Origin of the sequence: Actinomadura sp. KC345 (genome assembly GCF_004348515.1) — a bacterium.
Lineage (GTDB): Bacteria > Actinomycetota > Actinomycetes > Streptosporangiales > Streptosporangiaceae > Spirillospora.
The window spans coordinates 1-8,506 of record NZ_SMKH01000318.1 but is presented as its reverse complement, the minus strand read 5'-3'; the positions used below and the strand labels follow the sequence as shown (position 1 = coordinate 8,506).

Sequence of the window (8,506 nt, the reverse complement as noted above, 5' to 3'; positions counted from 1 at the left end):
AATCCAACCCGTACAACAACCGCGCATGCGCCGCCCCACACACCCGCGCCGCCACCCCACCGGCGATGACCTGCGGATCCCAAATCAGCAGATCCGGCCGCCATTCCCGCGCGAAACCGACGAGCTGATCGATGGTGTCCGGCGAGGAGACGAGCGGGAATCCCTCGGTCGTCAGCACGGTGAACAGGCCGTGGAGCGCGTCGTAGGTCGCGCGCTCGGGGCGGAGCTCGTCCATCGTGAGCAGGTCGCGGCCGTCCGGCGCGTCGGCGACCCCGCCTTCCCGCAACCTGCTCTCCAGGTCGAGGACCTCCCCGACCGGAACGGCGGTGAGACCCGTGCGGGTGATGTCCTCCACCAGGTCCGGCCGGCTGGCCACGCACACCTCATGTCCCGCCGACCGCAGCGCCCACGCCACCGGGACCTGCGCATACAGGTGCGCCTTGGTAGGGAATGTCACGAAAAGGACGCGCACGTTACTCACCCGCTCCCGTGGCCGCTGTGCTCGGCCGTCAGCGTTTCCAGCACAGGCACGATGTCCGCGGGCGCGGGCATGCCCAGCATCTCGGTGCGCAGCCGCCCCGCGTTCCGCGCGAACGACGGTTCATCCAGAACCCGTAGCAACGCGCGCCGTACCGTGTCGGCGCTCGGAGCGCCGTCGTCGTCCCCGACGTGGATCCCGGCACCGGTGCCGTGGAGCCGCCGGGCCCGGGGCACGGTGTCCCAGCGCCCGTTGGGCAGGACGACCTGCGGGACCCCGTGAACCAGTGCGGTCTGCGACTGCCCGATGCCGCCCTGGTGGATGATCGCCGAGCAGGTCGGCAGCAGCGCGTTCAGCGCGACGAAGTCCACCGCGCGGACGTTGTCGGGAACCGCCGGCACGCCGGCGAGCTGGTCGGCGTTCAGCGTCGCCACCACCTCGGCGTCCACATCGGCCACCGCCTCCAGCAGCCGGGCGACCGAGACCCTGTCCCGGCCCAGCACCTCACGGAACGACAGCCCGAGGGTCAGGCACACACGGCGCCGTTTCGGCGGCTCCCTGAGCCAGCCCGGAATCGCGGCCTGGCCGTTGTAGGGGACGTACCGGACCGGAACGCGGTGGCGGCCGGCGGCCGGACGCGTCGACGGCGGGACCGGATCGATCGTCCACATGCCGGCCACCGCGTCCTCGGCGAACGTGTGGCCGTACCGCGCCAGGACCCATCCGAGCCATTCGTCCAGTGGGTCCTCACGCAGCTCCCGGGGCCGGTCGTGGACGAACCCCAGGTAGCGCTCCCGCATATGCCCGACCAGATCGAGGCCGAAGAGCAGCCGCGCATGCGCCGCGCCGCACGCCCGCGCGGCCACCGGCCCGGCGAACACGACGGGGTCCCAGATCACCAGGTCCGGCCGCCAGCTCCGGGCCAGCCCCACCAGCTCGTCCACCAGCCGCTCGGGGGAGATGGTCATGAAGTTGAACGTCCAGGCGGTGAGCACGCCCTGCAGATAGTCGTAGCCCAATCTCTCGGGTCGCGACTCGGCCAGGTCGAGCACCCTCTCCCATTCCGAGTTCCACGGGTGATCCTCGTCAGGCACGGGTTCAGCGGAGGCGGGCTCGCCCTGCTGGACGGCCTCACCGATCGATACGGCGGTCAGGCCGGCACCGGTGACGTCGTCCACGATGTCCGGCTGGACGGCGAAGCGGACCTCGTGCCCCGCGGCCCGCAGCGCCCAGGCCAGGGGCACCTGAAGATACAGATGGGCCTTGACCGGGAGCGTGGTGAACAGGACTCGCACGGCATTCCTCCCTCGGCCCCAGGTGCCGCCTCAGACGATGTGGACCTCGGGGACGTACAGGATCCAGCGGCCGCCGGCCTCGTGGAACGCGCGCTCCTTCGCCATGATCTCCTCGGCGTGGTTCCAGGCGAACAGCACGGCGTAGTCCGGATACGGATCGGCGAGGGCTTCCCCCGGCCGGACCGGGATGTGCGAGCCCGGCATCAGCTTCCCGTGCTTGGCCGGGGTCGCGTCGCAGACGAACGAGATCAGCTCGGGTCCGATGCCGCAGTAGTTCGTCACCGTGGCGCTCTTGGCCGTCGCGCCGTACCCGACGACGCGCTTGCCCTCCGCGGCCAGTCCCCGCAGGAGGGTCACCAACTCGTGGCGAATGCGTTCGATGTCGGCCGCGAACGGGTCGAACGCCTCCCGTGTCCCGAGTCCCCGTGCGCGTTCCAGGTCCGCGAGTTCGGCCACCGCGGCCGTCGGCGTCCGCGTGCCCCTGCGGGTGATCGTGTAGCGGACCTCGCCACCGTGCACGGGCAGCCGCTCCACGTCGACCACCTCGAAGCCGTGGCGCGCGGCCACCGCCTGCACCGAGCGCACCGTGAAGAAGAAGAAATGCTCGTCGTAGATCTGGTCGAAGGTGGTGCGGTCGAGGATGTCCCCGAGGTAGGGGTCCTCGAACACGAAGGCGCCGTCGGGCGCCAGCAGCGCGTCCACTCCCCGGAAGATCGACCCGATGTAGGGGATGTGGCAGATCGTGTTGGCCGCGTAGATCAGATCCGCGGTCCCCTCCTCGGCGACGATGTCGGCCGCGGTGGGCTCCTCGAAGAAGTCGGTGCGGACCCGCACCCCGTTCGCGCGGGCGAGGTCGGCGACCCCGCCGGACGGCTCCACCCCCAGGTGCCGGACGCCGGCCTTGCCGAGCGTCCTGAGCATGACGCCGTCGTTGCAGCCGATCTCCACGATGAACGGATCGGGCCCGCGGCCGCTCAGGTGGGTGTCGAGGAAGCGGTTGGCGGTCTGCTCGAAGTGGCGGCGCATGTGCACCGACCCGGAGGAGTGGTACGGGTAGGCGTCATGGAACATGCGGTCCCGGGCGACCTCGTCCATGAGCTGGGTCATCGTGCAGGACTCGCAGATGCCCACGGCGAGCCGGAAGAAGAACTCGTGCTCCAGGTCGCCAGGCCCTAGGAACATGTCGGACAGCGGCTGGCGCCCGAAGTCGAAGAACTGGTGGACGGTACCACCGCAGACACGACACATCAGATCTTCCCCGGTCTCATGGCTCGGTCTCGTGGACGGCACGCCGATGACCCGATGACCGTCATCGCCGGCTCCGACCGATGCTCACGGCGTCCGCTGGAGAAACCGTGGAGGACCACTGGACCGGACGCCCGCGGAGCCGCCTTCCAGCGGATCTCGAACCGGGCGGGCCATCATCGGTATCCGCCGGGGCCGCACGACGGCCGGAGAGCTGAGGGAAAGCGGGGAACGCGATGGCTGTGCACGGCGTCGACCCGTCACTGACGGGAGAGCTTCGCGAACCGGTGACCGCCGAGGGGCGCACGCTGCTGGGTCTGCTCGCCGAGCACCTCCCGCAGATACGGGCGGAGGCCGACGGGCACGACCGCGCCGGCACGTTCCCGGCCGCCGTCTTCGCGGGCCTGCGCAAGGACGGCGTGCTCGGCGCCACCGTCCCGCGGGAGCTGGGCGGGCTCGGCGTCACCAGCCTGCGGGACGTGTGCCTGGCGCTGCTGACGACGGCCGAGGCCGACGCCTCCACCGCGCTCGCGCTGCACATGCAGCTGAGCCGCGGGCTCACGCTGACCTACGAATGGCGGCACGGCGGTCCCGCGGCGCGGAACCTGGCCGAGCGGATCCTGCGGCCGATGGGCTCCGGAGAGGCCGTCGTCTGCACCACGGTCAAGGACCACCCCGGCGGTGGCCGGTTCGTCAGCACGCTCACCCCGGCCGAGGACGGCTGGCGGCTGTCCGGCCGCAAGATCCTGGCGAGCATGGCGCCGATCGCGACGCACTTCGTCATATCGGCGCGGACCGCCCCGGGTTCCGGCCCGGCGCAGGACGCCGCCGCCGTCGTCTACCGGGACACGCCCGGCCTCACGGTCCTGGACAACTGGGACGGACTCGGCATGCGCGCCTCCGGAAGCGTCGACATCGTGCTGGAGGACTGTCCCGTCGGCGCCGGGGACGTCTTCCTGCGGGGGGCGGCCGACCAGCGCGACGACGCCGCGCTGGCGGGCCAGACGGTCAGCTCGATCACGATGCTGGGCATCTACACCGGGATCGCGCAGGCCGCCCACGACCTGGCCGTCGACGCGCTGCGGCGGCGGAAGGCGCCCAAGGCCGCGAGCCGCACCCTCGTGGCCGAGATCGACGCGCGGTTGTACGGGCTGCGCACGGCCGTCGCGTCGGCGCTCGCCGCGGCGGACTTCCTCTCCTACGAGTACGCCGGTGATCCCGGTGAGCGCGGGCGCCGCATGATGGGCACCTTCCAGCGCGCGAAGCTCCTGGTGAACCGGCTCGCGCCGGCCATCGTCGCCGACTGCCTCACGCTGGTGGGCGGCGCCTCCTATGCCGCCTCCCACCCCCTGTCCCGGCTGCACCGGGACGTCGGGGCCGGTGCGTTCATGCACCCGTTCACCTACCCGGACGCCGTGGACTTCCTGAGCGCGGCGGCGCTCGGGGACGACGGCGGACCCGGAGGTCCGTGATCAACGGGGAGCCGGGGAAGGGAGGAGCCCGTCCTCGCTCAGCCGACGCGCGGGAACCGGGCGCCGTCCAGCCTCCGGCCAGGCGTCAGCTCCCCCGCCTCGGGCAGTTCGTCCAAGCCCCGGTTCCCCGTTTTGCGGTAGATCGCGCCATCGTCCATGTAGACCGTGGACGCCGACACCCTGGGGACGCCGGTCGCGTTCACTCCGGCCGAGTGGACGGTGCGGATGTGATGGAACGTGCAGTCACCCGCCCGGACCGGCACCGCCACCCTGGGCAGCCACCGGACCTCCGGGCGGCCGAAGGGCTCCCACGCGTCCTGAGGGCGTTGCGAGGGCGGCAGCAGGTGCGATCCCGGAACGAAGGTCATGCACCCGCGCTCCATCGGCACGTCCACCAGCGCTACCCAGGCGGTCAGGCCCGAGGGCGCGGCGGTGAACGGCAGCGCGAACTCGTCGAAGTGCGCGTCGGTGGGCAGGGACCGTCCCGCCTCCTTGAGCAGCAATTCCTGCTTGAACAGCCGCAGCGGCACGCCCGCCAGCCGCTCGGCGATCCCGGTGATGACGGGATGGACGGCCAGGCGGCGCATCGCCTCGCTCTTCAACTGGGAGTCGGCGACGAACTCCAGGACGGTGCGGTCCCCGGCTCCCCAGCCGGTCCGCTGCTCACGCTCCAGCAGCTCCATCGCGTCTTCGTGGAACTCCGCGATCTCCGGTTCGCCGAGCACCTGCCGGACGTGGACGAAGCCGTCCTCCCGGTACCGCCGTACGGCCTCCTCCGCCAGGTCCCGTGCCGTGACGAGCGCGCCTGAATGCACTGGTTCCTCCTTCGTTCCCCGGCCCGGCGCCCGCCGGGTCCGCCCGGGTGTCAGGTCGTGGACCAACCTCCGTCCACCGGCAGCACGACGCCGGTGGCATGGCCGGCCTCCGGACGGGCGAGCCGCTCGATCCACCAGGCGATCTCCTCGGAGCGGCCGGCGCGGCCGGCCGGGGTGCGGGCGCCCACGTCCGCGAGAAAGGCCCGGTAGGTCTCCTCTGACATGCCCATGCTCAGGCCGATCCCCGTATCGATCGTGCCGGGCGCGACGCCGACCACCCGGATGCCGCGCGGGGCGAGCTCGACCGCCCAGGTGCGGGTGAGGAAGTCCAGGGCGGACTTCGTCACGCCGTACAGGGAGCTTCCCGGCATGCATCGCAGCCCGAGCACGCCCGCCGTGCCGACGTTCACCACCACGCCGCCGGTCGCCTCAAGCGCGTCCAGTGCCCGGCGGGTGAGGAAGACCGGGGCGAGCAGGTTGGTCCGCGACTCGCCGATGGCGGAGTCGCGCTCCAGGTCGGCCAAGGATCCGATGGCGGCCACGGCCGCGTTGTTGACCAGCACGTCGAGACGCCCGAACGAGCGCAGCGCGGTACCGACGATCAGGTCGGGCGCGCCGGGCTCGGTGATGTCCGCCGCGAGGACGGCCATGCCCTCGTGCCCTCTGGCGGTCTCCTCCAGGCGGGACTCCGTACGGCCGACGGCGAGCACGCGAGCGCCCGCGTCCGCGAACGCGCGGGCCGTGGCCCGGCCGATTCCCGACCCCGCCCCGGTGATGACGACGGCGCGCGGGGCGGTGCCGTCCTGGATCGCCGTCATGACGCGACCGTAGGGGGCGGCGCTTGAGACGCCCTCGACTCCTCCTGGGGACGGACCGCTCACCGCGCGTCCCACATCCCCTGGAGGGAGTCGCGCAACGAGGTGCGCGGAAACCAGCCGAGAAGCCGCCGCGCCAGCCGGATGTCCGACTGGATCCAGGCGCCGCCCAGGCTCGGCACGGGCCCCGCGCCCTCCTTGACCGCGTCCGGCGGCAGGCCGACGACGGCGAGGAACTGCGCGACCAGGTCGCGGATGTCCACCGCGACACCGCTGCCGATGTTGATGGGACGCGCGGTCACCGGCGCCCGCGCCGCCAGCAGCGCCGCCTCCGCCACGTCCCGCACGTCGACGAAGTCCCGCTTGGCGTCGGCGATGCTCAGTTCCGGCCGCCCCCCGGCCGCGGCGGCCCGCGCCGCGCTGAGCAGCTTGCCGGGGAAGCTCGGCGGCGAGGGGTGGGGTCCGCAGACGTTGGACACCCGCAGGACGACGCCGTCGACCGTGCCCTTGCGGGCCGCGTCCAGGACGGCGGTCGATCCGGCGAGCTTGGTGCGCGCGTACAGGCTCACCGGGCTCGGTACGGTGCTCTCGCCGACCGGCTCCCCGTACCCCACCGGGCCGTACTCGTGGATCGTGCCGATGTGGACCACGCGCGGCCGCCACGGCAGGGCCCCGACCGCCGCCAGGAGTCGATGGACCGCCTCCACGTTGGCGTCGGTCAGCTCCGTCTCGGTGCGGTCCCAGCCGTCCGTCGTGTTGGCCCCGTCCATCGCGTTGATCACGACTTCGGTGCGTTCGGAGCGCAGGACCTCGACGAGCCGGTCGGGGTCGGCCGCGGTCAGGTCCAGCGGCAGGAACTCGTGATCGCAGAGGTGGGGGACGGGATTGCGGGCGATGGCGAGGACGCCGTGCCCGTGGCGGCTCAGCGCCGCGCAGATGTGCCGGCCGATCCAGCCGGTTCCGCCCAGCACGGCGACCCGGCCGCCACCGGGATGGGCCTTGTCCGACATGTACGCTCCGACGGCAGGAGTCGAGGTTTTCAGGCCGGTGCCCGCGCGGGGTCGCGCGGACCGGCCAGAGGTCGAGCGTGCCAGCGTCCGCTCGCGGCACGCTTGACGGCTTCGCCTCCGCTCCGCGCCCGGCCGACCGGCCGTCGAGCCGGCCGCGAGGGATCCGAAACGGCGGCGCCCTACGTTGGATGAATGGAGATCATCGGCAGCGGGTTCATGGCGCGGCATCTGCGCCCGCTGCACGACGCCCACCCGCAGTACACCGTGCTGGCCGCCGGCGTGCCGCGGCAGCAGCTTCCCGATTCCGAGCACGAGCGCGAGGCGCGCCTGGTGCGGGACGCCGTCGAGCACTGCCGGCGTCAGGACCGGCGGCTGGTCTTCTTCTCGACCGCCAGCATGTACGGCTCCCCCGGCTGCCGCGGGCGGGAGGACGCCCCGGTCGTCCCCTCCAACCGCTACGGCCGGCACAAGCTGGACCTCGAGTCGGCCATCCGGGGCTCCGGTGTGCGCCACCTCATCCTGCGCCTCGGATACGTGCTGGGCCCCCATGGCCCGGACTTCCGGCTGATCCCGTCGATGATCAGGCAGATCCGCGCGGGACGGGTCCGGATCTACCGCGGCGCCCGCCGGGACATCCTCCATGTGAGCGACTTCGTCGCCATCCTCGACAGGCTCCTCAGCGCCAAGATCAGCGAGGAGGTGGTGAACGTGGCCTCCGGCGACTGCGCGGACGTCGCCGGGATGGTCGCGCACATCGAGCGCTGCCTCGGCGTGACGGCGGAGCATCTCGTCGTCGGCGAGGAGCACACGTCGCACTGCCCGTCGACCGAGAAGCTGCGGACGCTGCTCCCCGAGGTCGCGTTCGAGCCCGGCTACCACCGCCGCGCCATCGAGCGGTACCTGGCCGAGACGGAGTGACCGGGGCCGAGACGGAGTGACCGGGCCGAGACGGAGTGACCGGGGCCGAGACGGAGTGACCGGCGAGCCCTCAGCGGGGGGTGCCGCGATGCTCGTGGGTCAGTTTCTCCAGCACCGGGACGATGTCGGACGGGGTGGGCGTCGCCAGCATCTCGGCACGCACCGCGGCGGCGCGTTCGGCGAACGAGGGCTCATCCAGCACCCGGACGAGTTTCGCCCGCAGCTCCTCCGGGGTCACGCGGTCCGGATCGGCCACGCTCAGCCCCACACCGAACTCCTCCACCTGCCGCGCTCTGGGCACCGTGTCCCACTGTCCATTCGGAAGGACGACCTGCGGCACGCCATGCGCGAGAGCCGTCTGAACCTGACCGAAACCACCCTGATGAACCACCGCCGAACACGACGGCAACAACTCATTCAACGAAACGAAATCAACAACCCGCACATTATCCGGAACA

The 8,506-nt window shown here is 72.0% G+C and carries 8 protein-coding genes and 1 pseudogene; 2 read left to right on the top strand and 7 right to left on the bottom strand.

From position 1 onward, the window contains the following. From E1281_RS33695 to E1281_RS33685, 3 genes and pseudogenes are all read right to left on the bottom strand, one after another. Positions 1 to 457, bottom strand: a pseudogene (locus tag E1281_RS33695) (glycosyl transferase family 28); the annotation flags it as partial. A 20-nt stretch (positions 458 to 477) separates the two neighbouring features. Further along, a complete protein-coding gene (locus E1281_RS33690) occupies positions 478 to 1,773 on the bottom strand; it encodes an activator-dependent family glycosyltransferase (RefSeq protein WP_131883762.1) in 1,296 nt (431 codons plus the stop codon). 30 nt (positions 1,774 to 1,803) lie between these two features. Beyond that, complete coding sequence (locus E1281_RS33685; protein ID WP_131883761.1) at positions 1,804 to 3,021, bottom strand: class I SAM-dependent methyltransferase; 1,218 nt, start codon at positions 3,019 to 3,021, stop codon at positions 1,804 to 1,806. 233 nt (positions 3,022 to 3,254) lie between these two features. Between E1281_RS33685 and E1281_RS33680 the strand changes: the two genes are divergently transcribed. Beyond that, a complete protein-coding gene (locus E1281_RS33680) occupies positions 3,255 to 4,490 on the top strand; it encodes an acyl-CoA dehydrogenase family protein (protein WP_131883760.1) in 1,236 nt (411 codons plus the stop codon). Between the two features lie 38 nt (positions 4,491 to 4,528). Here E1281_RS33680 and E1281_RS33675 read toward each other — a convergent pair whose 3' ends face one another. Genes E1281_RS33675 through E1281_RS33665 form a run of 3 tightly spaced genes read right to left on the bottom strand, consistent with a single transcriptional unit; the run spans position 4,529 to position 7,130 of the window. Beyond that, positions 4,529 to 5,305, bottom strand: coding sequence for a phytanoyl-CoA dioxygenase family protein (locus tag E1281_RS33675; protein ID WP_131883759.1), 777 nt, complete (start codon positions 5,303 to 5,305; stop codon positions 4,529 to 4,531). Between the two features lie 50 nt (positions 5,306 to 5,355). Next, positions 5,356 to 6,123, bottom strand: coding sequence for an SDR family oxidoreductase (locus tag E1281_RS33670; RefSeq protein ID WP_131883758.1), 768 nt, complete (start codon positions 6,121 to 6,123; stop codon positions 5,356 to 5,358). Positions 6,124 to 6,182: 59 nt separating this feature from the next. Beyond that, positions 6,183 to 7,130, bottom strand: a complete 948-nt coding sequence (locus tag E1281_RS33665; RefSeq protein ID WP_131883757.1) for an NAD(P)-dependent oxidoreductase — start codon at positions 7,128 to 7,130, stop codon at positions 6,183 to 6,185. A gap of 192 nt (positions 7,131 to 7,322) precedes the next feature. Here E1281_RS33665 and E1281_RS33660 point away from each other — a divergent pair, with 192 nt between their 5' ends. Next, positions 7,323 to 8,048: an NAD-dependent epimerase/dehydratase family protein gene (locus E1281_RS33660; protein WP_131883756.1), complete on the top strand. Its 726-nt coding sequence runs from the start codon at positions 7,323 to 7,325 to the stop codon at positions 8,046 to 8,048. Between the two features lie 70 nt (positions 8,049 to 8,118). Here the strand turns inward: E1281_RS33660 and E1281_RS41485 are convergent. Next, the coding region (locus E1281_RS41485) for a nucleotide disphospho-sugar-binding domain-containing protein (RefSeq protein WP_279433676.1) at positions 8,119 to 8,506 on the bottom strand (388 nt) is incomplete at its 5' end.